Raw genomic sequence first — 24,662 nt, forward strand, 5'->3', positions numbered from 1 at the left:
TATACGCAGTTATAAAGTCAATGAAATTACAATATATTATTAAACTTCTATCTTTTTACTAATTTTCTTTATATTTAATTATTTTAAAAAATTTATTTACGTAAATTTTATTAAGAATAGAAATAATATCTGAAACAGAAAGGATACACATTTATAAAGATATATATTAAACCTAAGTTTTATAAGGAAACAGGAAAGTTGTAAAAATAAAAAGGGGGTGTGAAAAAACTTGATTGAGTTTTCTCACACCCCCACATTTTAATAAATGTAAACTGTTAAATTTTAGCTTTTTAACCTTTACTCAGCTATATCGGCATATTCAAAATGCCAGAATCCGTCAGGTGAATGCCAACTGTCCTTAACTTTATCACTCTGAAGATAGAAATCATTGTAATAAAGCAGCGGAACCATTGCCGCATCTTTCATTGCAAGTTCTTCAGCCTGGTGGAAGTAACCGAATCTTGTTTTAGGATCTTTTTCTTTAGCGGCCTTTTCCATAAGTGCATCAAAATCAGGATTGGAGTACTTACAATTGTTATTTCCGTTTCCGGTTACCGCAAGCTCCAAGATATTTGAAGGATCATTATAATCCATTACCCAACCGTCTCTTGCCGCCTGATAGTTTCCCGATCTTCTCTGTGGTGTAAATGACTTCCACTCGACTATATTTACCTCGACCTTAAGTCCAAGCTCACCCCATGCCTGCTGTAAATACTCGGCAATCTTTTTGTGATAAGCCTGATCATTGGTTGAATATACAATAGTAGGAAGACCTGCACCGTTCTCATGTCCCGCTTCTTTCAAAAGCTCTTTTGCCTTTGCAAGATTTCCTGCAAAATCGTCTATATTGATATATGCTGAAGAATCTGTGATATGATCTTTCCAAGCAGTACCGTCCCAGTCCGTTACACCGTCACTTACAAAACCTGAAGCAGGACTATATGTACCTGCAGTAATAGTCTCTGAGATATACTTTCTGTCAAGTGCAAGAGAAAGTGCCATACGAACCTTAGGATCCTTAAACTCCTCTAAAGTATTGTTTAAGTCAAGATAGTATGTACCAAGTATCGGATCAAGATGATAATCCGGTCTTTCCTTTAATGTTGTAATCTCCTGTGTAGGAATATCCTTAATCATCAAAGCATCACCTGACTCATATGCACTGAAAGCTGCATTCTGATCCTGCATAAGAAGACATTTGATACCGTCAAGTTTTATGGAATCCGCATCCCAATAGTTCTCATTCTTCTCAAACATCAAATAGCTTCCCTGCTTCCACTCTGTAAGCTTAAAAGGACCTGTAGAAATATAGGTCTTCGGGTCAATACTCCATCCGTCCGGGTTTGCCTCGACTACATCCTTTTTTACAGGTGAAAGTGAAGCAAATGCTGCAAGCTTGTCAAAATACGGTACAGGCTTTGCCATATGAACAACCAAGGTTTTGTCATCAGGTGCCTCCACCTTCAGCTTTGTAGGATCCGGATCTATGGTAGTGTTACCATTTTCATCAGGCTTACCTACAGCCTCATCATAGCCTTCCACCATTCCAAGCACTGTTTGAGCATAAGGGGATGCAACATCAGGATTAACCATTCTTTGCCAACTATAAACAAAATCTTCAGCCTTGAAATCCGATCCGTCCGACCACTTTAAGCCGTCTCTTAAGTGGAATGTCCAAGTAAGCAAATCATCGCTTTTCTCATACTTTTCTGCAAGTCCCGGTACTACATTTCCGTCTTTATCAATCTTTAAAAGATTGTCAAAGGCAAATAAAATATAGTTTCCTCCGTCAACTGATGAATTGAGCGCGGGGTCAATTGTCTCAACCTCAGGGCCAAGCTGAATAGTAAGTATTTTCTTACCTCCATCTGATTTTTTTGTGCCTTCACCTTGTGCAGTCTTGCTGTCCGCCGCCGGCTCACTGCTTGACTTGGATCCCCCACCGCAACCTGAAAGGGCCATTGCACCGGCTATTGCCAATGCCGCAACAATAAATCGTTTTTTCATCAATTCCTCCTCCAAATTTAATAACACACCTGCAAAACTTAAATATATAAGGTTAATGTAAATTAATTTATTAAATAACTTTATAGGTTTAAATTTATTCAGTCGTATGCATAATTATACTATACTTACATATTTTTGTCCACCCCCGCAAATACACGGACAAAATCTTTGTAAGCCGAAATATTTGAAGTTTTACCCGTCCGGAAATAACTTCACTGTTACCAATATTTATACACAAAAAAGAGCCTGAAATCAAGTTCAGACTCAAAAATATTTTATTCCGCTATATCGGCATACTCAAAGTGCCAGATACCGTCAGTTGTATGATAGCTGTCTTTTATCTTATCACTCTGAAGATACATCTCATTGTAGTAAAGAAGCGGTGTTACACCCATATCTCTCATAAGCATCTCCTCGGCCTGATGGAAGTATCCGAATCTTGTCTGCGGATCCGCCTCATTTGCGGCCTTCTCAAGGAGTGCATCATACTCGGGATTGGAGTACTTTGAACTGTTGTTTCCGTTTCCTGTTGATGTAAGCTGAAGTATATTTGAAGGATCGTTGTAATCCATTACCCAACCGTCTCTTGCCGCCTGATAGTTTCCCGATCTTCTCTGTGGTGTAAATGATTTCCACTCAACTATATTTACCTCAACCTTTACTCCAAGCTCGCCCCAGACCTGCTGTAAGTACTCGGCAATCTTTTTGTGATAGCTTTGATCATTGGTTGAGTATACAATAGTAGGAAGACCTGCACCGTTCTCATGTCCCGCCTCTTTCAAAAGCTCTTTTGCCTTTGCAAGATTTCCCTGATAATCGTCAACATTTATATATACTGAAGGGTCTGTAAGGTGGTCATACCATGAGCTTCCGTCCCAATCAACTACGCCTGCCGGAACAAAGCCTTTTGCAGGAGTATATGTACCCGCCGTAATAGTCTCTGAAATATACTTTCTGTCAAGTGCAAGCGAAAGTGCCTGACGGACTTTTGCATCCTTGAACTCATCTAATGTATTGTTCAGGTCAATAAAATATGTTCCAATCTGCGGATCAAGGCGATAGTCAGGCCTCTTCTGTAATGTAGTGATTTCCTGTGTAGGAATATCCTTAATCATTAAAGCGTCCCCTGCCTCATATGCACTGAATGCGGCATTCTGATCCCCCATAAGAAGGCATTTGATACCGTCAAGTTTTACAGCATCCTTGTTCCAATAATTTTCATTCTTCTCAAGCATCAGATAGCTTCCGGATTTCCATTCTGCAAGCTTAAAAGGTCCTGTAGAAATATATGTCTTAGGATCAAGTGTCCAACCGTCCGGTTTTGCCTCTACCACATCTTTCTTTACAGGCGAAAGGGCTGGAAATGTAGCAAGTTTATCAAAATATGGTGTAGGATGTGACATATGAACAACAAAAGTCTTATCGTCAGGTGCCTCTACTCTCAGTTTTGTTATATCCGGAGTGGTTGTTTGATTACCGTTTTCATCCGGCTTACCTATAGCCTCATCATAGCCTTCCACCATTCCAAGCACAGTCTCGGCATATGGTGCGGCAACATCGGGGTCAACCATTCTCTGCCAACTGTATACAAAGTCATTTGCTGTAAAATCCGAGCCGTCCGACCACTTTAATCCGTCTCTTAGATGAAAGGTCCATGTAAGTCCGTCATCACTTACTTCATACTTTTGTGCCAAACTCGGCACCACCTTTCCGTCCTTATCCGTTCTAAGTAAGTTGTCAAAAAGGTAAGTGAGATAATTTGCACCGTCATTTGTTGTATTCAGTGCAGGGTCAATCGACTCCACTTCCGGTCCCATTTCGATAGTAAGAATCTTACCGCTTACTTTCTTTGCCGACTTTGATCCTCCTCCACATCCTGAAAGTGCTATAGCACCTGCAAGTGCCAATGTAACCAAAATAAATCTTTTTTTCATAAATCCTCCTGAATGTTTTTTTAACCGTTCGGTTATAATATCTAATTAATCTTGTGAACTACCCATAGTCTAAAGCCTATGGGCTTCCTGCTTCACTGACCTCGCAACCTACTATCTCCACAGGCGTTAATTCGGGCAGTCCCTGCCCTATTGTTTTTTCTTATACTACCTTAAACCACCGTCTAAAGCCGGTGGGATTGCGGTAGCATTATTTCAATATTGTGGCAGGCCACAAAATGCCCCTTTTCCATCTCTCTCCACTTCGGAACTTCCATAGCACACTGTTCGGTAGCATATTTACATCTGGTTCTGAAATGGCATCCGCTTGGCGGATTAAGCGGTGAGGGAACCTCTCCTTCAAGCACAATTCTTGTTCTTTCTCTGGCAAGTTTCGGATCGGCTATAGGAATAGCGGAGATAAGGCTCCTTGTATACGGATGAAGCGGTCTGAATATAATCTCCGCACTTTCTGCAAGTTCCACCATTCTGCCAAGATACATAACGCCTATCCTGTTACTTATATGATTTACAATAGAAAGGTCATGTGCAATAAAGAGATATGTAAGACCTCTGTCCTTTTGCAAATCCTCAAACATATTTACGACCTGTGCCTGTATGGAAACATCAAGTGCCGATACCGGCTCATCCGCCACTATAAAATCCGGATTCACTACAAGTGCTCTGGCAATACCGACTCTCTGTCTTTGACCGCCTGAGAACTCATGCGGATATCTGTTTGCATGCTCCGAGTTCAGTCCTACAGTCCTTAAAACTTCTATTATCCTGTCCTGCCTGTCCTTTTTTGAATCGGCTATCTTATTGATATCTATTGCCTCTCCTATTATATCGCCTACAGTCATTCTGGGGTCAAGTGAAGCATACGGATCCTGAAAAACTATCTGAAGCTTCTTTCTGTACTGTGCCATATTTACGGCAGTCTTTTTCCCAAGCTTTGGCACACCGTTTTCAATTATATCATTTCCGTCATCATCTACTACAGGCACCTTTCCGCTGTCAAAAAGCACATTGTTGTTGTAGATAATTCTACCGTCTGTAGGCTCATAGAGTCTAAGCAGTGATCTTCCGGTGGTAGTCTTACCGCAGCCCGACTCTCCTACCAATCCCAGAGTCTCTCCCTTTTCTATATAGAAGGAAACATCATCTACGGCTCTGACATATTTTTTATTCTTACCGAAACCTCCTGCAGGGAAGAATTGTTGCAAATGTTCAACCTTGATTATTTTTTCAGACATTCCGATCCTCCCTCACTCTTTATATCATCTTCTATTTCATTGAGCCAACACTGTGAATAATGTGTATCACTGAAATTCTTCACAGGCGGCATCTCTCTAAGACATATCTTCATACATGAATCACATCTTGAAGCAAACGGACAGCCCTTTGGAGGGTTTAACATGTCCACAGGTGAACCTTCTATAGGTACAAGTCTCTCATAGTCGTACTCATACATCTTTGGAATACTCTTTAGAAGTCCCTTTGTGTACTCATGCTTGGGATTGTAGAAAATATCATCTGTCATACCGCTCTCTACTATCTTTCCTGCATACATTACAGCTATTCTGTCACATATGCTTGCAACGACACCAAGATCATGTGTGATCATAATGATTGCCATACCGAGCTTATTCTTAAGCTCCATCATAAGTTCTATAATCTGTGCCTGAATGGTAACATCAAGTGCCGTGGTAGGCTCGTCCGCAATAAGTAACTTCGGCTCACATGCAAGTGCCATAGCAATCATAACTCTCTGTCTCATACCGCCTGAAAGCTCATGCGGATATTGCTTTAATCTCTTGTCCGGCTCATTGATTCCTACAAGTGTGAGAAGCTCTTTTGCTCTTTCTCTTGCCTCCGTTTTACTCTTGTTTGTATGCAGCAGTATAACTTCCATTATCTGATTGCCGATGGTATATACCGGATTCAAACTGGTCATAGGATCCTGAAAAATGATTGAAACTTCATTTCCACGGATCTTTCTCATTTCCTTTTCACTCATCTCATTGATATGATAACCGTTGAAATAGAGGTCACCGCCTATAATCTTTCCGGGATTTGCTATAAGCCCCATAAGTGAATAACTTGTAACGCTCTTTCCGGAACCGGACTCTCCTACTATTCCTATTACCTCTCCTTCATTCACATAGAAGGAAACATCATCCAATGCCTTAACCTCTCCTGCCGGTGTAAAGAAGGAGAGTCTTTCATGTTCTATATCTACTAAATGTTTCATATATCTCTCCTTAATTTTTCAGTTTAGGGTCAAATGCATCACGAAGTCCGTCACCTAATAAATTTAGACTAAGTATTATCAAACTGATAAGCAATGCAGGTGCAAATAAAAGATACGGATATGTCTGCAATCCCGTAATGGCATCTGATGCAAGTGAACCGAGCGAGGGCATAGGTACCGCAACACCAAGTCCTAAAAATGAAAGATAACTCTCTGTAAATATAGCTGAAGGTATCTGCAATGTTGTGGTGACTATCAATGTTCCTATAGTGTTTGTAAGCAAGTGCTTTCTGATGATGGAGCCGCTCTTTGCACCCAATGCTCTGGCTGCTGTAACATACTCCTGCTCCTTTAAAACAAGTATCTGTCCACGGACTATTCTTGCCATACCTACCCAGTAGAGCAGTGCAAACACTACAAATATACTGATAAGATTGATTCCAAGCACATTGATCCAACCGAAGCCCGGCGCACCTGCCAAAAACTTCATAGGCTTTTTGAGTGCAAATGTAAGCAATATAATAAGCAGAATATCAGGAACCGTATATATAATATCTACAATTCTCATCATTATAAGATCTACCCAACCGCCTGAAAACGCAGCTATTGAACCGTAGATTGATCCTATAACAAGTACTATAAGTGATGCCAAAAGACCTACTATAAGTGAGATTCTGGCACCCATCATTACTCTTATCGCATAGTCTCTTCCAAGACTGTCCGTACCGAGTATATGTGGGAATATATGCTCTCCCGCCGATATCCTTGTAAGCTCTCCTGCCGAAAACTGCATCGGCAAGAGTCTCTCACTGCCTTGAATCTGTGTAGCATAGTTATATGGATAAAATATCGGAACTATAAATGCAAGTATCAATATAACGATAAATACCGCTAATGACACAAGTGCAACTTTATTCTTTAAAAGTCTTCTAAAACCGTCCTGCCAGAAACTGACACTTTTACGCATCACTATAAGACTTTCTTTTTCTTCCTTGCTGGCGGGCAAAAAATCATCAGGCGATAAGTTTAAATGCCCTGAAATAATATGTTTGCTCATTTTATATGAGGAAATCACAAGCTGTGTGACAACCTTCTCCTTTCTTATAGGCTTTATTTTAATTTGATTCTGGGATCTATAACGGTATATGCAATATCTACCAACACATTCATCACTATTATAAGTGATGCAAGGAATATTGTAGTTCCCATAATAACTGTGTAGTCCTGATTTATAACCGAACTTACAAACTCACCGCCAAGTCCCGGAATTGTGAATATCTTTTCCACTACAAAGCTTCCTACAAGTGTATATGCTACCAAAGGTCCCATATATGTAACGATAGGCAGAATTGCATTTCTAAGTGCGTGTTTGAACAGAATAACATTTTCCGAGAGTCCCTTTGCTCTGGCTGTTCTCATATAATCCTGCCCCAATACATCAAGCATTGAAGATCTCATCTGCCTTGCAATATATGCTGTAGGATAAAAAGAAAGTGCCAGCACCGGCATTATATAATGAAGTGGTGATGTCAGACCGTATGTAGGCAGAAGTTCGAGCTTAACACCTAATATATACATAAGGATTGTACATATTACAAAGCTTGGTACCGCAATACCCAAGGTGGCAAATACAATGATGAGCCTGTCAAGTATCTTGCCTCTATTAAGTGCCGCAACGGAACCGAGCGGAACACCTACCAGAAGTGAAAGAATAATTGATATACCTCCGACTCTGGCTGAAACCGGAAATTTTGAGGATATTATCTGAGCCACATCCCTTCCTCTTTGCTTTATACTGATTCCAAAGTCCCCATGCAAAGCATTTTTAAAATAATTTAAATACTGTACTGTAATCGGCTTATCTAAGCCGTATTTAACCTCCAAAGCTTTTTGAGCCGCTTTTGAAATTGACTTATCCGCAGCAAACGGACCGCCCGGAACCTGTTGCATCAGGAAAAATGTCAAGGTCGATACAACAAATATGGTAGCAATACCGAATATCAACCTTTTGATAATATACTTTAACACAATATCCTCTCCTTTTCTTATTTCTTTATCATTTTGATTTATTAAAGTATTTTGCCGATATTTTATGTACACAAATAATTATTTCTTCATAAAATATGCGCTTATACAACAAAATAGTAGGCAAGCACCTTCGCTAATACTGCCTACTTCCTTGAGAATTATACACTAAATCATATTTTTTTTCAAGTATATGTTCGTACTGCGTGTACTTATGTATGCCTGTCCGATACATAGAACGATTACAATTGTTTACTTTCTCGGCTTTAAATTTTTTTTATCAATTTTATTTAATCTTTCCCCTTTACTTTTTCTTAAAAAGGTATATTATTGTTTTCGACAAATGTATTTCTTCCTATTAAATGCAATGAAAAATAGCCTGAAATATATTTAAAGTGGTTTGCCTTACATGGTATATCACATAATACAATTTACTAAGGAGGTTTTATGGATGATATAATAAGTAGACTTTCTGAAATCGAAGACTCGTCACAAAGCTATATTGATGACGCCAATCTTAAGAAAAAAGAAATTGCTGCTGAAATGAACGTCACAAAAGAGCTTTGGAAACAAGATCTTGATGCCAAGACGAAGTCTCGAATTGCTGCATTGCAGGAATCTATGAATGTTGCAAAAGAAAAGAAGATATTAGAGCTGAAGCATCAATCTGAAAAAGCCTTTAAGGATCTACAAGACATGTATGACACTAACCATGATAAATATGTGGATGCACTATTTTCAGAAATGATTAAGGAGTAGCCATGGGAAATTTATTTAAATATTCTTCCCTTACTACAAAGGTTCGTGCGATGTCCGGTGATTTGATAAGTATTGAAGGGTTCAAATCACTGTGTGAATGTGACAGTATCTCTTCCGCTATGAATGAGCTGATGAGGTACAAATACTACAGAGATGCATTCAAAAATGTAGATGTTTCCACATTGCACCGTGAAGATATCGAACAGATTCTGATGCTTAGTAGTTTGGAAGAGTTCATGGGACTGTATAAGTTCACTTCAGGTACACCCAGAAAATACCTGAACTTAGTGTCTATGTACAATGAATTATATATTCTAAAGCGTATACTTAGAGATATTCTAAGCAACAGGCCAAGATCTTTGAATTTAAAATCTTATGCAAAGCATATAGGTGTTCATATGGACTTTAACATGGATGATTTATTGGCTGCCAATGACATTTCACAATTCATTGAGACACTGAAACATACCGAATATTATAACTGCCTGAATGAAGTATATTCAAAGGGTGGGCATACCATATTTGAATACGGTCTTGCACTGGATTCTTATTACTTTGATATATGCTTTAAATTTGCGGCAAAGGAACTTAAAGGTACTGAAAGCAAAGATGTGTTGTCAATCCTTGGCACAAGATGTGACTTTTTAAATATGCAATGGATATATAGGACAAAGAAATACTATAAGGTAAAGAGTGCCGATCTGTATGCCACTCTTGTCCCGCACTACTACAAGTTAAGTGTGGATGAGATAAAGAAAATGGCCGAAGCTGAAAATGTTGCCGGTTTTTTTGAAATTTTTGAGACCACTTACTATGGAAAACTGGAAGCCAGGCTCTTCAAAAACAAACCCGGACTTGAAGAGATTTTCACTTCATCACTTGAATATTTGTACACTAAGAACAAGAAAAAAGATCCGTATTCTTTGGCCACACTCAGCTATTATCTATATGCCAGAGAGCTGGAAATAAGCAGAGTTACAAAAATAATAGAGTCTATCAGGTATTCACTGCCTGCAGAGGATATTGTCACTACGATTCTAAAACTTGAGACAAGGAGGTCTTTCGCATGATTGAAAGAATGAAATTCTTGAATATCACAGGCCCGAAAGACGATATTGACAGAGTTATTGAAACCTATATCAGCAAATATGATTTTCAGATAGAAAATGCTCTATCCGAACTTAAGGATGTCAAAGAATTACATCCGTTTACTGATACCAATCCTTATAAAAATGTTCTAAGCATTTCACAAGAGCTTAAGGAGTACTTTAAGAATGTAGATTTCAAATCAAATCGTCAAATGAGCATCGAAGAGGCCGAGGAATTAACAAAGACTCTTTATGATAAGGTCAATGCCTTTTCACAAAAAAAGAGTGATTTTGAAGCGGAGCTTGCAAAATATGAAGAAAAGCTGAAAAACGTCCAATATTTTATCGGACTGGACTATGATACTGAAAAAATTCTTCATTTTAAGTATGTAAACTTCAGATTCGGTTCTATGCCGAAGGAATACTATGAGAAATTCATGACCTTTATATATGACAGTATTGATACTATCTTCTATAAAGCAAGTGAAATTGATGACAGGGTGTGGGGTGTATATTTTGTACCTGAGGCTATATCAGATCAAATAGATGCCATCTACTCTTCTATGCATTTTGAAAGGTTTTTCTTGCCTGAAGGATATGAGGGTACGCCTGCCGCGGCAAGTAAACATCTTGAAGAAAAGATTCAGTCTATAAATAATGAGATCGCATCTGTTGACAGTAAGATTGTAAAGACTCTTGAAGACAGAAGAGATGATTTCTTACTGGCAAATCATGTGCTTAACAGGTTTAACAGAGTATTTGATGTAAGAAAGTACGCAGCCGCCACCAGAGAAAACAGATCCGATAAGAGGGTGTTTTACATTATATGCGGTTGGTTAACCGAAAAGGATGCGGCAAAGCTTTCAAAGGAATTGGAGGATGAACCTAATACTTTCTGTCTTTCAGAAAAAGATTTGTCAAAGGTTCTAAGCACTCCGCCTGTCAGGTTAAAAAACAATGTTTTGTTCAGACCTTTTGAGATGTTTGTTGAGATGTATGGACTTCCGAATTACAGAGAATTTGATCCTACCGTTCTTGTAGGTATCACTTATTCCATACTGTTCGGCTTTATGTTCGGAGATGTGGGACAGGGGCTTGTACTTTTAATCTTAGGCAGTATTTTTGCTTGTACAAAGAAACTGAGACTTGCAGGTATTATTGCAAGATGCGGATTCTTTTCCACAATATTCGGATTCCTGTTCGGTTCCGTCTTCGGTTTTGAAGATATTATACAACCGCTTTGGTTAAGACCTGCAAAGGCAATGACTGCACTTCCCGTTATCGGAAACCTTAATACAGTTTTTGTTGTAACCATAACACTTGGTATGGCTGTCATTATACTTATGATGATTCTAAATATCTTGACAAAGCTGAGATTTAAAAAACCCGGTGAAGCATTATTTGATACAAACGGTGTTGCCGGACTTGTATTCTATGCGTCGGCACTTGCTACAATGGTACTTTTTATGGCAGGTTATGAGTTACCTGCATCTATAGTGCTTATTATAATGTTTGTAATACCGTTAATTCTAATCTTCTTAAAAGAGCCTTTGGCAAAAATGGTGGAAAAAGAACATGTTCACCTTGAAGGCGGCGTGGGAATGTTTATACTCCAGGGATTCTTTGAACTGTTTGAAGTACTTTTAAGCTATTTTTCAAATTCACTGTCATTTGTCAGGGTCGGTGCTTTTGCAGTCAGCCATGCCGCTATGATGGAAGTTGTTCTTATGCTCTCAGGTGCCGAGAGCGGACATATCAACTGGATTGGTGTTGTTTTAGGTAACATCTTCGTTATGGGTATGGAAGGTTTGATTGTAGGTATACAGGTGCTTCGTCTGGAGTATTATGAGTTATTCTCCAGATTCTACACAGGAGGCGGTAGGGCGTTTAAGCCTTACTCATAGTAACAAATCAATTTATTAACCATATGACTTAGTCATATAAAAATATATAGTTTTTATTTAGGAGAAAAAAATGAACACTTTAGCAAAAATAACACTTTCGGCAGCTCTTATTTTAAGTATCGCAGTTCCTTTCATAGTATTTATGATCGGTGAGAAGACAAAGGGGCGTTATAAGAAAGCCCTTGCAGGAAACATCTTTATGTTCTTCAGTGTTATGGCAATTGCCACAGTACTGTTTTTGTCAGGCAATGCTTATGCAGCAGGTGAAGCTGATGCGGTCTCTTCAAGTGCGGCAGGTCTTGGATATATTTCAGCTGCTCTTTCTGTAGGTCTTGCCTGCATCGGTGGAGGTATTGCCGTATCTGCCGCCGCATCCGCCGCACTTGGAGCTATCAGTGAGGACGGTTCAATCCTTGGTAAGTCACTTATCTTCGTAGGTCTTGCAGAAGGTGTTTGTCTTTACGGACTTGTAGTTGCATTCATGATCTTAGGTCGTTTATAATAGGCAATCTTATGAAAATGTACCTTATTAGCGATAATGTAGATACTCTTACAGGTATGAGACTTGTAGGAGTGGAAGGAGTGGTGGTTCATGAGAAAAATGAACTGACTGATGCCCTGAATTTTGTTGTTAACAGCAAAGATATAGGTATAGTTCTTCTTACAGAAAAGTTTTCTAAGGACTATCCCGAGCTTGTCAACAAATATAAGATGGAATCACATATACCGCTCTTTATTGATATACCGGATAGACATGGTACCGGAAGATCTGAGAACTTTATTACAGACTATGTAAATGAAGCTATCGGATTAAAACTGTAGATGGATGACCTCATCTGTCTGATACATCTGTTTTGTAGGATTTATCTTACAAACTTGTCCTGACAGTCCAGCAATTTGCCGGACTGTTGCATTAGTATAAAAAGGTAGGTATTATCTTGACAATAGAAGAAAAACTACAGCATTTTAAAGAGGCCTGTGTGGCGGATGCCATGGCTGCGGCTGAAAAGATACTTTCAGATTATAAAAATGCTTTAGATAAGGACTTTGCAGACTACCAAAGCAGCGAGCAAAAGCTTGCAGATATGGAAGTCAAAACAGAAACTACAAGGATTGATAAGGAAACCAATAAGGAGCTTGCTCTTGAACAAATAAAATTGAAAATGGAGCTTAGCAAAAAAGCTGCCGAACTTAAGGATAAAATCTTTGCACAGCTTGAGTCAAAGCTGGCTGCTTATCAGTCCTCTCCCGCTTATGAGGCCTTACTTGATTCACAGATAGACAAGGCACTCAAATTTGCGGGAAATGATGAAGTAAAAATATATATCGACCCGAATGATGAAGCATTAATCAATAAGCTTTCTGCAAAACATGGTATTGATATAGCTATCAGCAAATATCCATTCCATGGCGGTATAAGAGCTGTTATCCCGGCTAAAAATATCTTGATTGATAATTCTTTTGAGAAAAAAATAGCAGAAGCTAAAGATAAATTTGATGTAGATATGGAGGTGCTATAATGGCAAAAACAGGTATTATATTTGCAATAAACGGGCCAATCGTAAAGACATCAAATGATTCCGGCTTTGAAATGCATGAAATGGTATATGTAGGTAAAGAAAACCTGGTAGGTGAGGTAATCGGTCTTACAACCGATGCAACCGTTATCGAGGTTTATGAGGAAACCGGCGGTCTGAAACCCGGCGAAACAGTAACAGGTACAGACTCCCCCGTTTCAGTAACTCTTGCACCGGGTATACTTAACAATATCTTTGACGGTATTGAGCGTCCGCTCAGTGAAATAGCTAAAAAAGAAGGAGCTTATATATCAAGAGGTGTAAGTGTAGATTCACTTGATACAAAGAAACTTTGGAAAACACATATAACTGTAAAGCCGGGTCAGGCTATTGACGGCGGTACCGTAATTGCCGAGGTTCCGGAAACTCAGGCAATAATGCATAAAGTAATGCTCTCACCGAATCTTAAGGGCTATGTTATAGATGTGGTTGAGGACGGTGATTATACTATAAATGATAAGCTTCTTACATTGCAACTTACAGACGGTAGTGAAATCCCGATTACAATGACACAGCATTGGCCTATTCGTGTACCGAGACCTACAAAAAAGAGATTCCCTGCAAGTGTTCCGCTTATCACAGGACAGAGAATACTTGATACTCTCTTTCCGCTTGCAAAGGGCGGTACTGCCGCTGTTCCCGGAGGATTCGGTACGGGTAAGACTATGACACAGCACCAGATTGCAAAGTGGTCCGATGCAAATATCATCATATATATAGGATGTGGTGAGCGTGGTAATGAGATGACACAGGTTCTTGAGGAGTTTTCAGAACTTATCGACCCAAAGAGCGGCAATCCTCTTATGGACAGAACAACTCTTATCGCAAATACTTCAAATATGCCTGTAGCGGCCAGAGAGGCATCTCTGTACTCAGGTCTGACACTTGCAGAGTATTATAGAGATATGGGTTATGATGTGGCAATCATGGCGGACTCCACTTCAAGATGGGCTGAGGCGCTTCGTGAGATTTCAGGCCGACTTGAGGAGATGCCTGCCGAGGAAGGTTTCCCGGCATACTTGGCATCAAGACTTTCCGCTTTCTATGAGAGAGCCGGAATGATGCAAAACTTAAACGGCAGTGAAGGTTCAGTTTCCATCATCGGTGCGGTTTCTCCACAGGGTGGTGACTTTTCGGAGCCTGTAACACAGAATACCAAAAGATTCGTGCGTTGCTTCTGGGGACTTGATAAGAGGCTTGCTTATGCCAGACACTTCCCGGCTATTCAGTGGCTTGACAGCTATTCGGAGTATCTGACCGATCTGGCACCCTGGTATGCGGAACATGTAAATAAAAAATTCGTTGAATACAGAAACAGAGTTGTATATATCCTCAATCAGGAAGCATCCTTGATGGAAATAGTAAAGCTTATCGGTGCGGATGTACTGCCTGATGATCAAAAGCTTATACTTGATATTGCAAAGGTTATAAGAGTAGGATTTTTGCAGCAGAATGCATTCCACAAGGATGATACTTGTGTTCCGTTAATAAAGCAGTTTAAGATGATGGACGTTATACTTTATCTGTATCAGAAATCAAAAGCACTGGTACATCAGGGTATGCCTATGAGCGTTTTACATCAGGACAGCATTTGGGATAAGGTAACTTCTATAAAGTATGATGTTCCGAATGATAAACTTGAAATGTTGGATCAATACAAAAAAGACATTGACACATTCTACGAAAAAGTACTTGAAAAGAATGCATAGGAGGTAAAAAAATGTCAATAGAATACCTTGGACTTAGCTCCATAAACGGACCGCTGGTAGTTCTTGAGGGTGTCAAGGGTGCTGCCTATGATGAGATTGTAGAGATGACCGTAGATGGTAAGGAGAAACGTCTTGGCAGAATTATAGAGATAAATGATGATAAGGCCGTCATACAGGTTTTTGAAGGAACCGACCGTATGGCGCTTAGAAATACACATACAAAACTTACAGGAAAACCTATGGAAATAGGAGTTTCAGAGGCAATGTTCGGCAGGACATTCAACGGTATAGGTGAGCCTATAGACGGTCTCGGCCATGTAGAGGCTGAAAAAACACTTGATGTAAACGGTAAGCCTTTAAATCCCGTTACAAGAGAGTACCCGAGAAACTATATAAGAACCGGTATCTCTGCAATTGACGGACTTATGACTCTTATCAGAGGTCAAAAACTCCCTATCTTCTCAGGAAACGGTCTTCCACATGATGAGCTGGCGGCACAGCTTGTACGTCAGTCTTCACTTGGTGACAGCGACAATGATGATGAGAAATTTGCAGTGGTATTTGCCGCTATGGGTGTAAAGCATGATGTTGCGGATTTCTTCCAGAGAACCTTTGCGGAGAGCGGTGTCAGTGACCATGTTATCACTTTCATCAATCTTGCAAACGACCCTGTTGTAGAAAGACTTATAACTCCAAAAGTGGCACTTACCGTTGCCGAGTATCTTGCTTTTGAGAAGGGGATGCATATCCTTGTAATCCTTACAGATATGACTTCATTTGCAGAGGCAATGCGTGAAGTTTCATCTTCTAAGGGCGAGATTCCTTCAAGAAAAGGTTTCCCGGGATATCTGTACTCGGAGCTTGCCACAATATATGAAAGAGCCGGCATTGTAAGCGGTGTAAACGGTTCGGTTACACAAATTCCTATACTTACTATGCCGAATGATGATATCACTCACCCGATTCCCGACCTTACAGGTTATATTACAGAGGGGCAGATAGTTCTTGACAGAGACTTAAACGGTCAGTCAATCTATCCTCCTATCTCCGTACTGCCTTCACTTTCAAGACTTATGAAGGACGGTATCGGTGAAGGCTTTACAAGAGCCGACCATCAGGATGTTGCAAACCAGCTCTTCTCTTCCTACTCTAAAGTGGGTGATGCCAGAGCTCTTGCATCTGTCATCGGTGAGGATGAGCTTTCAGATACAGATAAGAAATATCTGGTATTCGGTAGAGCCTTTGAGCAGATGTTTATCGGACAGTCAGTCAATGATAACAGAACCATCTTTGAAACACTTGATATCGGTTGGAATCTGCTTGGGCTTATGCCTAAGGGCGAGCTTGACAGAATAGATACAAAGATATTGGACAAGTATTATAAACCGACCATGCTTGATGCAAACGGAGATATAGTTCCTGCTACAGTAGAGGATTAATTATGAATATTAATACATTCCCGACCAAGGGTAATTTGATAGCCTCAAAGAATTCTCTGGCACTTGCAAGACAAGGCTACGGCTTGATGGATAAGAAAAGAAATATTCTTATCCGTGAGCTTATGGGACTTATTGATGAGGCTAAAGAAATCCAGAAACAAATAGACACAACTTTCAGTGCCGCATATAAGGCACTGATGTATGTAAATATCGAATTGGGCATTGACTTCGTGTCTGATATAGCCGGTTCCGTTCCTATTGAAGACAGCATACAGATAAAGACCAGATCGGTAATGGGTACCGAAATACCTCTTGTAAGGTATGATGATAAACCTATTACTCCTACTTATGCTTATTATTCTACCAGAGAATCACTTGACAAGGCCAGAGACAGGTTCAATGAGGTCAAAAGACTTACTGTCAAACTCTCTATGATTGAAAATTCGGCATATAGACTTGCAAGCAATATCAAAAAGACTCAAAAAAGAGCCAATGCATTAAAGAATATCACTATCCCCACTTATGATTCACTTGTAAAGAATATTACAAATGCACTTGAGGAAAAGGATCGTGAGGAGTTCACAAGACTGAAGGTAATAAAATCTTGGAAGGAAGCTTGATGAAACCGCTTCGTTTATTATTAGGTATTATCTTAAGCTTTTCACTGATGTTTATTGCACTGATTACCTCAATCGAAGCCGCTGCATACTCCGACTTTTCATTCTATGAAAAAGAGTATAATAAATATGCGGTGACCCGCTTTGTCGGCATATCAATGCCTGACCTTATGAATGTCACTGTGAATATGATGCACTATCTGAACGGCAATAAAGACACTCTTACTGATGTAGAAGCTACTATAAAAGATGTTCCGGGTACTCCCTTCTTTAATGAGAGAGAAGTTGCACATATGAAGGATGTGCGAGGTCTTTTTATAGGTGCCGTTCATCTTAGGAATCTACTGATTGTTGTAAGTATAATCTGTATTATATCGGCAAAACTTCTTAAGGGCAGTACATCAAGATTTATTTCAAATGTATTATTATATGGCACTTTAATTTCACTTGCTGTAACCGGTATGCTTATATTTATTATTTCAGGTGACTTTGAGAAATATTTTATTCTCTTCCATCACGTGCTTTTTAACAATGATTTGTGGATGCTTAATCCGGCTACAGACAATCTGATAAATATTGTACCTGAAGGCTTCTTTGTGGATATGACAAAGAGAATAGTGATAATATTTTCTTCATACATTATATTTTTGGTCGGATGCGGCATAGTGATAAAGAAAAGCTTCAAAATAATTTCTTAAATCTTTATAAGCAAAAAGCGATATCTTAAAGTTTGATATCGCTTTTTATATCTATATTTTCCTTAAACAATGCAAATATTCCGTAGTTATATCAGCTGCAATCGTTCTGTTTTCATCTCTATCCGCTTTAAAACGCCTATATTCCTTAGTAAAAAAATCATATTCACCGTATTTTGACATTATATCTTTAATTGTTTTAAGATCCATAAGTCCTTCATTGTTATAGCTTAAAATGATATATTTAAAATCGGCATTCTTTATCAAATCTTCAAATATATCTATTACGGTACGTTTTGAGCAATATTTACTTTTTTGATATGTCTCATCTCTCAGTCCGGTAACACCTCTCAATTTCGGTGTATCATATTTGGCAATGGTCTCCAAAACATGATAATTGGAACAGTACTGCCTGTTATTATATGGAGGGTCTATATATAATACATCTCCGCCGACTTTCTTTATCAATTCATTAATATCTTCATTGTAGACCTTTCCGATATTACCGTTGCCTACAGGTAAAAGCTCAAGTATAAATTCTTTTTGTGCCGGCTTTTTTATATGTTTAAGGAAAGCACCGTAAACCGATGCTGTATTTGCATATTTATCTATTGAGTTAATCAAACTTGCCAGATAATAAAAATATAGATTATCATTTATTTCACCTGCTCTATACAGTCTTTCCAACTCAATTCTGACAGCATCACATTTCATTCCGTTTTCATTTGTAAAATAATTTCTCCCTGAACCTGAACCTTCACAGTAGTTATTATAAATAAAGCCCTTAACAGGATTAAGATTGTTGAAATATTCAAGTAAGCTGTCATCCAACTCCGGTATATTTTCAATATAATGTTTATTTAAAACATAGCTATAGTATTGGATATCATTTGATATTACACTATGTCCTTTCTCCTTATATCTTTGCCCTACAACTCCGGTTCCCGCAAACAAATCTCCAAAGACAAAACTGTCACCTTCCTTATATCCTGTAAATTCTTCTATAGTTGTTTCCAAAAAATCCAATAATGATTGCTTTGACCCAATATAATTCATTACCGCCTTTCCTTTCATCAAGAAATATTTTCTATTATATGTTTATACTGTCAGCTGTTACTTTTAACTTGTCAGCTTATTATACTATTTTTATAAATAATACTCTATGCTTAAGGTATAAAAGTAGGATTTATTACATATATTTACATTATTTTTATTCTCCATACCAAGCAAAAGACTTTATGTCTATTTGCATAATTTTATATATTGTGATAAATTATGTTTCTGAAAGAAAGTTTATTTTCTTAGGAGGTTTTGTATGACAAAAAAATGGTGGCATGGTAAAGTTGCTTATCAGATATATCCAAAAAGTTTTAATGATACTACAGGCAGCGGTATCGGCGATCTTAAAGGTATCACCCAAAAGCTTGACTACCTGAAGGAACTTGGAATAGATATCATATGGATTTCACCCTGCTATTGCACTCCTTTTGCAGATCAGGGCTATGATATTTCAGACTACTACAATATAGACCCGGTTTTTGGAAATATGGATGATATGGATGATCTTTTGGCAGAAGCCAAAAAAAGAGGTATGTACATCCTTATGGATCTTGTGGTAAATCACTGTTCAGATGAACATGAGTGGTTCAAAAAAGCAATGGCTAATCCTGACGGTGAATACGGCAAATACTTCTATATTGAGGAGGGTAAAGACGGTAAGGAGCCGAACAATTGGCGTTCATACTTTGGAGGCAGTGCATGGGAGAAGATACCTGGAACCGACAAGTACTATCTTCATCTCTTCCACAAAAAGCAACCTGATTTAAACTGGGAGAATGAAAAGGTTCGTAAAGAAATATACAAGATGATTAACTGGTGGTTTGACAAGGGTCTTGCAGGCTTTAGAATAGATGCCATTATCAATATAAAGAAGGCCCTCCCGATAATTGATTATTGCTACACACCTGACAGAGAGGACGGTTTTGTACAACCGCAGAAGATGCTTAAGGATGCTGTCGGTGTAGGTGAATTCCTGACAGAGCTGAAAAATGAGACCTTTGCAAAACATGATGCTTTCACAGTAGGTGAAGTATTTGATGAACGTGAAGAAGATATTCCACTTTTCATAGGTGAGAACGGCTATTTTTCAAGTATGTTTGACTTTAATGAAACTATATTCGGAAAGAGTAAGAACGGTTGGTATGACTGCTCTCCTATCACTCCTGATGACTACAAGAGATGCTGCTTTGAGACTCAACAAAGGGTTGGAGATATAGGTATGATCTCTACCATTATAGAAAATCATGATGAACCAAGAGGTGTAAGTCACTATATTCCTTCAGAAGATCTAAGTGAAACTGCTAAGAAGTTCCTCGGTACTATGCAGTTTATGCTGCGTGGTCTTCCGTTTATCTACCAAGGTCAGGAAATAGGTATGGAGAATGTAAACTTTACATCCATGGATCAAATAGATGATATCTCTACCCGTGACCAGTACAAGGTCGCAATCAATGCCGGACTTTCTCCTGATGAAGCATTTGCGGCAGTAAAGAAGTACAGCCGTGATAACAGCCGTACACCTTTCCAGTGGGATACAAGTGAAAATGCAGGCTTTTCCACCGGCAAGCCATGGCTTATGGTAAGTCCCGACTATAAGAGAATCAATGTTGCATCACAGATAAATGATCCTGACTCACTGCTCTCCTACTATAAAAAACTCACTGCTCTCAGAAAAAATCCTGAGTATGCTGAAACTGTAGTATACGGTAAGACAGTGCCTTATCTTCCTGAGGTGGAAAGGCTGATGGCTTTTAAGAGAGTCGGTGATAATCAGACATTACTTGTACTTGGTAACTTCCAAACAAAACCACAGATTGTAAAGCTACCCTCAAAGTGCAAGAAAGTAGTTCTAAATAATGTAAAAAATGTAGAATTTGTTTCAGATACCGAAATAAAACTTGAAGGATATCAGGCACTGGTGATTGAAATATAAAAACTTGGCTGTTATCTGCACTTGATAAAAGCCGCAGTAAACTGTATACCGTTTACTGCGGCTTTTTTTATAAAATACTATACTTTATCTTGCTCTTCCATATAGTTCGGTAAGATATTTTATCTTTTTCCAAACATCCTCACTCATTTCCTTATCGGTGAGCCTGAACATCCAGTTCTTGCCGATAGTGGACGGTGTGTTCATTCTGTAGTTGTGATCATAGTGTAAATAGTCCTGTATAGGGATAATACAGGTATCTGAAACACTGCCTATTGCACCTCTGACTAAAGCATCACAAACCTCGATATGCTTTATCCCCTTCTTTAAGTTGAAGTATTCAAGTACCTTATCATACTCCTTTTCTGTTATATCATTTAGCCAGCCCATCACAGTCTCATTGTCATGAGTTCCGGTATAGACCACACTGTTCCTTGTATAATTATGTGGCAGATAATCATTTGCATTTCCGGTATCTCTTGAATCAAAGGCAAACTCAAGTACCTTCATCCCCGGATATCCACTGTCATTTACCAGCTTACGCACACTGTCTGTAACATACCCGAGATCCTCGGCAATCAACCTGCAATCACCCAAACACTCCTTAATCCTGTTGAAAAGTTCAATTCCCGGTCCCTTCTCCCAATGACCGCCCGATGCAGTCTCATCTTTAGCCGGGATAGAATAGTACTCATCAAAACCTCTAAAGTGATCAATGCGGATAACATCATACCATTCAAAGTTCTTCTTTAATCTCTTTATCCACCATTTAAAACCTGTATTCCTGTGATATTCCCAATTATAAAGAGGATTTCCCCAAAGCTGTCCGTCAGGAGCAAAACCGTCAGGCGGACATCCTGCCACCGCAGTTGCCTTGCCTTCTTCCCCTATCTGAAAAAGTTCAGGATGTGCCCATGTATCTGCACTGTCCATGGCAACATATATCGGAATATCACCGATTATCTCAACACCGTTCTCATTAGCATATGCCTTTAACTTCTTCCACTGCACATCAAACTTGTACTGTAAGAACTGATAGAACTCAATATCAAAGTAAAGCTTCTCTCTGTAGTAGTTTATAGAATAGTCATATCTGTCTCTTATATCCTTCGGCCATGCACTGAAAGGCTCACCGTTAAAATAGTCCTTAAGTGACATAAAGAGCGCATAATCCCAAATCCACTTGGAGTTTTCATAAACAAAATCTTGAAAAGCTTCATCCTCATAGACTTTGGCCCTCTCATATGCCTTATGCAAAAGTTCAAATCTGCCCTCATATAATTTTTTATAGTCAACCTTTTTCGGATTATTACCAAAGTCTACACTATCACATTCTTTCTTTGTCAAAAGTCCTTCTTCTATAAGCTCATATAAATCTATAAAATATGGATTGCCTGCAAATGTTGAAAATGATTGATAAGGTGAATCCCCGTAGCTTGTCGGACCCAGCGGCAGAATCTGCCAATATGACTGCTTTGCCTTTTTTAACTTATCTACAAAGCGATACGCCTCTCTTCCGAAACTTCCTATGCCATATCTGCCCGGAAGGCTGCTTACATGTAATAAAATTCCGCTTCTTCTCATAATTACCTCCTTTTATTTGATAGCTCCGTCTACCATTCCCTGTATAATCTGCTTTTGTGCAATCAGGAACAAAATAACAATAGGAATCATAGCAAGGAAGGCGGCACTAAGAATCAAATCCCACTGTTTAACATAAGAACCTACAAAACTGCTTACCGCAATAGGCAATGTCTTAATCTTACCGTTAAGTCCAAGCATAATAGACGGCAACAAATAGTCATTCCAAATCCAAAGACCGTTCAAGATAAGTACCGTCATCTGCACAGGACGAAGTAAAGGCATTATAATCCTGAAGAAAGTACCCTCAGGAGAACAGCCGTCAATCCATGCAGCCTCTTCAAGTTCCTTAGGAATACCCTTTATAAAGCCATGCAATACAAAGATTGACATAGAACCGCCAAAACCTAAGTAGGCAAATACAACCCCCTTGTAGCTTGAGAGCATCTGTATACCTGTAAAGTTTCCTATATTCTTGAAAACTGTAAGTATAGGAAGCATAACAACCTGAAAAGGAATAACCATAGCGGCTACAAACATCATAAAGATAATATTTGACCAACCCTCTTTATGATGACGGCTGAGTACCCATGCCGCCATAGATGAAAATAATGTCAGAAGTATCAATGAAACAACTGTAATTATCACAGAACTTCTAAATGAACTCCAATAGCTGAAGTTGTCATTATTTATAACACCCTTAAAGTTTGCAAACATCTGACCCCAGTTCTTAGGCAGAGTGATAGGACTGATTACTATATCCGCACTGGTCTTTGCAGAGTTGATTACCACAAGGAAAAACGGACATAGTATAAAGAATGCAATGATAAAGCCGACAACGGTCCCAATCACATTTCTAATCTTTTGTGCTCTCATTATAACTCCACCTCCTTCTTTTTGCTGATTGCAACCTGTGTAAGCGATACTACTGCAAGTATTATAAAGAATACAACCGCCTTGGTCTGACCGAGTGCATAATTATTCTTTCTGATAGCTGTATTATAGATATTCAATGCTAAAAGCTCTGTAGACTGTATAATATCCGCTCCCATGATACGGCTTGGAGCACCGTTTGTTATAGCGAGGTTAAGATCAAACTGCTTGAATGAATTGACCAATGTAAGGAATATACATACTGTAAAAGTATTTGCAATCATAGGCATCTTTATCCTAAAGAGTGTTGTGATTGCAGAAGCGCCGTCCACTCCGGCAGCCTCAAGTACATCCTTGGGTACAGTCTGAAGACCTGTAAGATAAATAAGCATTATGTAGCCGGCATACTGCCATGTATTGACTATAAGGATTGCAAGAAGTGCAAGATTTGCATTTGTCAGCATTGATACCGAACCTGCAAATACAGTAGTAAATACCTTATTGAATATAAACTGCCATACATAACCGAGTACAAGACCGCCGATCAGGTTCGGCAAAAAGTATGCTGAACGGAAAAATGATGTTCCTTTAATCTTTGATGAACATACAAGTGCCAAGGCAAACCCGACTATATTCACCAAAATCATATTTATAACTGTATAGATTACTGTAATTACAAATGAATAAACATAATCCGACTGCTTGAACATAGTAATATAATTGCCCAATCCGACGAACTTGGTAACCTGTATACCGTTCCAGTCTGTAAATGAATATATAATACCCAAAATAAAAGGGATAATAACCGTAACTGCAAAAGTAAATATCATCGGAAACAGGAAAACCATGTTTACTATTTTGGTATGCTTTTTGTTTGGCATTTTAAATATACCGAATATCAATAAAACTACACCAAATATCAACATATAGCCTCGCAGCTCTCCTGTGGCTTTCATCAAGTCCAAAATTAATGCATAAATCGTCAATACTGCTCCTACCACCATCCAGATAAGTGGTAATGTCTTTGCATTTTTTGTATTCAAGTTTGCTCCTTTCAAATGCCTCTAAGGCATAAAGATATATCTATAAAAAAATGGCGACTTTAAAAAGTCGCCATCCTAAGTTCTTGAAAACAGAAAATCTGTTTTTTGCGATAAATACCGCAAAGCATCCAAATGCCTTGGCAATATATATTAACTTTCCACAGCTAATCT

General features: G+C 38.8%; 21 protein-coding genes. 11 read left to right on the top strand and 10 right to left on the bottom strand.

The features are described 5' to 3' along the window. Positions 1-297: 297 nt before the first annotated feature. The 6 genes from HMPREF0381_RS13755 to HMPREF0381_RS13780 form a co-directional block, all read right to left on the bottom strand. On the bottom strand, positions 298-2,007 hold the full coding sequence (locus tag HMPREF0381_RS13755; RefSeq protein WP_040461564.1) for a peptide ABC transporter substrate-binding protein: 1,710 nt from the start codon (positions 2,005-2,007) through the stop codon (positions 298-300). A 275-nt stretch (positions 2,008-2,282) separates the two neighbouring features. Then, positions 2,283-3,941 carry a peptide ABC transporter substrate-binding protein gene (locus tag HMPREF0381_RS13760; protein ID WP_008752623.1) on the bottom strand — a complete coding sequence of 553 codons (1,659 nt, stop codon included), beginning with the start codon at positions 3,939-3,941 and terminating at the stop codon, positions 2,283-2,285. A gap of 182 nt (positions 3,942-4,123) precedes the next feature. After that, entirely contained in the window at positions 4,124-5,194 is a 1,071-nt protein-coding gene (locus HMPREF0381_RS13765) for an ABC transporter ATP-binding protein (RefSeq protein ID WP_008752624.1), read from the bottom strand. Then, on the bottom strand, positions 5,179-6,192 hold the full coding sequence (locus HMPREF0381_RS13770) for an ABC transporter ATP-binding protein (protein WP_008752625.1): 1,014 nt from the start codon (positions 6,190-6,192) through the stop codon (positions 5,179-5,181). The genes HMPREF0381_RS13765 and HMPREF0381_RS13770 overlap by 16 nt, the downstream gene beginning before the upstream one ends. 10 nt (positions 6,193-6,202) lie before the next feature. Next, a complete protein-coding gene (locus HMPREF0381_RS13775; RefSeq protein WP_008752626.1) occupies positions 6,203-7,249 on the bottom strand; it encodes an ABC transporter permease in 1,047 nt (348 codons plus the stop codon). Between the two features lie 53 nt (positions 7,250-7,302). Next, positions 7,303-8,220: an ABC transporter permease gene (locus HMPREF0381_RS13780; RefSeq protein WP_008752921.1), complete on the bottom strand. Its 918-nt coding sequence runs from the start codon at positions 8,218-8,220 to the stop codon at positions 7,303-7,305. Between the two features lie 444 nt (positions 8,221-8,664). Here HMPREF0381_RS13780 and HMPREF0381_RS13785 point away from each other — a divergent pair, with 444 nt between their 5' ends. The 10 genes from HMPREF0381_RS13785 (at position 8,665) to HMPREF0381_RS13830 (ending at position 18,008) form a co-directional block, all read left to right on the top strand. Continuing rightward, positions 8,665-8,976 (top strand): hypothetical protein, encoded by a 312-nt coding sequence (locus tag HMPREF0381_RS13785; RefSeq protein WP_008752628.1) that lies wholly within the window; start codon positions 8,665-8,667, stop codon positions 8,974-8,976. A 2-nt stretch (positions 8,977-8,978) separates the two neighbouring features. Further along, a complete protein-coding gene (locus tag HMPREF0381_RS13790) occupies positions 8,979-10,046 on the top strand; it encodes a V-type ATPase subunit (RefSeq protein ID WP_008752629.1) in 1,068 nt (355 codons plus the stop codon). Next, positions 10,043-11,968, top strand: coding sequence for a V-type ATP synthase subunit I (locus HMPREF0381_RS13795; protein WP_008752630.1), 1,926 nt, complete (start codon positions 10,043-10,045; stop codon positions 11,966-11,968). The genes HMPREF0381_RS13790 and HMPREF0381_RS13795 overlap by 4 nt, the downstream gene beginning before the upstream one ends. 70 nt (positions 11,969-12,038) lie before the next feature. Next, positions 12,039-12,470, top strand: a complete 432-nt coding sequence (locus tag HMPREF0381_RS13800) for an ATP synthase subunit C (RefSeq protein WP_008752631.1) — start codon at positions 12,039-12,041, stop codon at positions 12,468-12,470. 11 nt (positions 12,471-12,481) lie between these two features. Next, positions 12,482-12,790, top strand: a complete 309-nt coding sequence (locus HMPREF0381_RS13805; protein ID WP_008752632.1) for a V-type ATP synthase subunit F — start codon at positions 12,482-12,484, stop codon at positions 12,788-12,790. Between the two features lie 116 nt (positions 12,791-12,906). Beyond that, positions 12,907-13,488, top strand: a complete 582-nt coding sequence (locus HMPREF0381_RS13810; RefSeq protein ID WP_008752633.1) for a V-type ATP synthase subunit E — start codon at positions 12,907-12,909, stop codon at positions 13,486-13,488. Then, entirely contained in the window at positions 13,488-15,254 is a 1,767-nt protein-coding gene (locus HMPREF0381_RS13815; protein WP_008752634.1) for a V-type ATP synthase subunit A, read from the top strand. The genes HMPREF0381_RS13810 and HMPREF0381_RS13815 overlap by 1 nt, the downstream gene beginning before the upstream one ends. A gap of 11 nt (positions 15,255-15,265) precedes the next feature. Continuing rightward, on the top strand, positions 15,266-16,693 hold the full coding sequence (locus HMPREF0381_RS13820) for a V-type ATP synthase subunit B (protein WP_008752635.1): 1,428 nt from the start codon (positions 15,266-15,268) through the stop codon (positions 16,691-16,693). Between the two features lie 2 nt (positions 16,694-16,695). Then, on the top strand, positions 16,696-17,313 hold the full coding sequence (locus HMPREF0381_RS13825; RefSeq protein WP_008752636.1) for a V-type ATP synthase subunit D: 618 nt from the start codon (positions 16,696-16,698) through the stop codon (positions 17,311-17,313). Then, positions 17,313-18,008: a TIGR01906 family membrane protein gene (locus HMPREF0381_RS13830; protein ID WP_008752637.1), complete on the top strand. Its 696-nt coding sequence runs from the start codon at positions 17,313-17,315 to the stop codon at positions 18,006-18,008. The genes HMPREF0381_RS13825 and HMPREF0381_RS13830 overlap by 1 nt, the downstream gene beginning before the upstream one ends. 51 nt (positions 18,009-18,059) lie before the next feature. On the opposite strand, the gene HMPREF0381_RS13835 is transcribed toward HMPREF0381_RS13830, so the two are convergent. Then, positions 18,060-19,061 (bottom strand): DNA adenine methylase, encoded by a 1,002-nt coding sequence (locus HMPREF0381_RS13835; RefSeq protein ID WP_202898762.1) that lies wholly within the window; start codon positions 19,059-19,061, stop codon positions 18,060-18,062. Positions 19,062-19,320: 259 nt separating this feature from the next. On the opposite strand from HMPREF0381_RS13835, the gene HMPREF0381_RS13840 reads away from it, so the two are divergent. After that, complete coding sequence (locus HMPREF0381_RS13840) at positions 19,321-20,997, top strand: alpha-glucosidase (protein ID WP_008752639.1); 1,677 nt, start codon at positions 19,321-19,323, stop codon at positions 20,995-20,997. Between the two features lie 84 nt (positions 20,998-21,081). Here HMPREF0381_RS13840 and malQ read toward each other — a convergent pair whose 3' ends face one another. Genes malQ through HMPREF0381_RS13855 form a run of 3 tightly spaced genes read right to left on the bottom strand, consistent with a single transcriptional unit; the run spans position 21,082 to position 24,452 of the window. After that, on the bottom strand, positions 21,082-22,578 hold the full coding sequence (gene malQ / locus HMPREF0381_RS13845) for a 4-alpha-glucanotransferase (RefSeq protein WP_008752640.1): 1,497 nt from the start codon (positions 22,576-22,578) through the stop codon (positions 21,082-21,084). 12 nt (positions 22,579-22,590) lie between these two features. Next, the gene (locus HMPREF0381_RS13850) at positions 22,591-23,451 is read right to left on the bottom strand and encodes a carbohydrate ABC transporter permease (protein WP_008752641.1); all 861 of its coding nucleotides are present in this window, start codon (positions 23,449-23,451) and stop codon (positions 22,591-22,593) included. Beyond that, positions 23,451-24,452, bottom strand: coding sequence for a carbohydrate ABC transporter permease (locus HMPREF0381_RS13855; RefSeq protein WP_408610958.1), 1,002 nt, complete (start codon positions 24,450-24,452; stop codon positions 23,451-23,453). Before HMPREF0381_RS13855 ends, HMPREF0381_RS13850 begins: the two co-directional genes overlap by 1 nt. Positions 24,453-24,662: the final 210 nt, after the last annotated feature.

Source organism: Lachnoanaerobaculum saburreum DSM 3986 (assembly GCF_000185385.1).
Classification (GTDB): domain Bacteria; phylum Bacillota; class Clostridia; order Lachnospirales; family Lachnospiraceae; genus Lachnoanaerobaculum; species Lachnoanaerobaculum saburreum.